Origin of the sequence: Mesorhizobium sp. M1E.F.Ca.ET.063.01.1.1 (genome assembly GCF_003998155.1) — a bacterium.
Lineage (GTDB): Bacteria > Pseudomonadota > Alphaproteobacteria > Rhizobiales > Rhizobiaceae > Mesorhizobium.
This window is the reverse complement of the sequence record NZ_RZSC01001181.1, coordinates 1-1,206: the sequence shown is the minus strand read 5'-3', so window position 1 is coordinate 1,206 and position 1,206 is coordinate 1. Positions and strand designations below refer to the sequence as shown.

The window sequence follows — 1,206 nt, the reverse complement described above, 5'->3', positions numbered from 1 at the left end:
GCCGATATCCTGCGCGAGATGATCGGCTTTGCCGCCGAGCGGCTGATGGAGCTGGAGGTGGGCGCCGCCACCGGCGCGGCCCATGGCGAGAAGAACCCGCTGCGGCTTGTCCAGCGCAACGGCTACCGCGACAGAGACTGGGAGACGCGGGCCGGCACCGTCGAGCTGCGCATCCCCAAGCTCAGGAAGGGCTCTTACTTCCCGAGCTTCCTTGAGCCGCGGCGCATGGCCGAGAAGGCGCTGATCGCCGTCATCCAGGAGGCCTACGTCCAGGGTATCTCGACGCGCTCGGTCGACGACCTGGTCAAGGCGATGGGCATGAGCGGCGTCTCCAAGAGCCAGGTCAGCCGGCTGTGCGAGGAGATCGACGGCAAGGTGAAGGCCTTCCTCGACAGGCCCATCGAGGGCGACTGGCCCTATCTGTGGATCGATGCCACCTACCTGAAGGTGCGCCGCGGCGGACGCATCGTCTCGGTCGCCGTCATCATCGCCGTCGGGGTCAACGCAGACGGCCGGCGCGAAGTGCTGGGCATGGGGGTCGGCACGTCTGAGGCCGAGCCGATCTGGACGGAGTTTTTGCGCAAGCTGACCCGCCGCGGCCTGCGCGGCGTCAAGCTCGTCGTTTCCGATGCCCATGAAGGCATCAAGGCGGCCGTCACCAAGGTGCTGTGCGCGACATGGCAGCGCTGCCGGGTCCATTTCATGAGGAACGTGCTGGCGCATGCCGGCAAGAGCGGCCGCCGCGTCGCCTCGGCCTTCATCGCCACCGCCTTCGCCCAGGAGACGGCCGAGGCCGCCAGCACCCAATGGCGCGCCGTTGCCGACCAGATCCGGCCGAAGGTGCCCAAGCTCGCCACCATCATGGACGATGCCGAGCCCGACGTGCTTGCCTACATGACCTTCCCCAAGGAGCACCGTGCCAAGCTGCATAGCACCAACCCGATCGAGCGCCTCAACGGCGAGATCAAGCGCAGGACCGAGGTCGTCGGCATCTTCCCCAATGACGATGCCATAGTCCGTCTCGTCGGCGCCCTCCTGCTCGAACAGAATGATGAATGGGCCGTGCAGCGGGCCCGCTACATGACCCTTGAGACCATCAGCCAGATGAGCGATGATCCGCTCATCAGCCTGCCGGCAGTGGCGCGCTGATCAGTCCGGCCCTTGCCGGAGAGCACGGCGACCAATGCCGTTACCTACACCACGCCA

At 66.6% G+C, this 1,206-nt stretch carries 1 protein-coding gene; it reads left to right on the top strand.

Translation table 11 applies throughout. The annotated features are described in order from the left end of the window. The coding region (locus EOA29_RS37075) for an IS256 family transposase (protein WP_127222433.1) at nucleotides 1-1,149 on the top strand (1,149 nt) is incomplete at its 5' end. Between the last annotated feature and the right edge of the window lie 57 nt (nucleotides 1,150-1,206).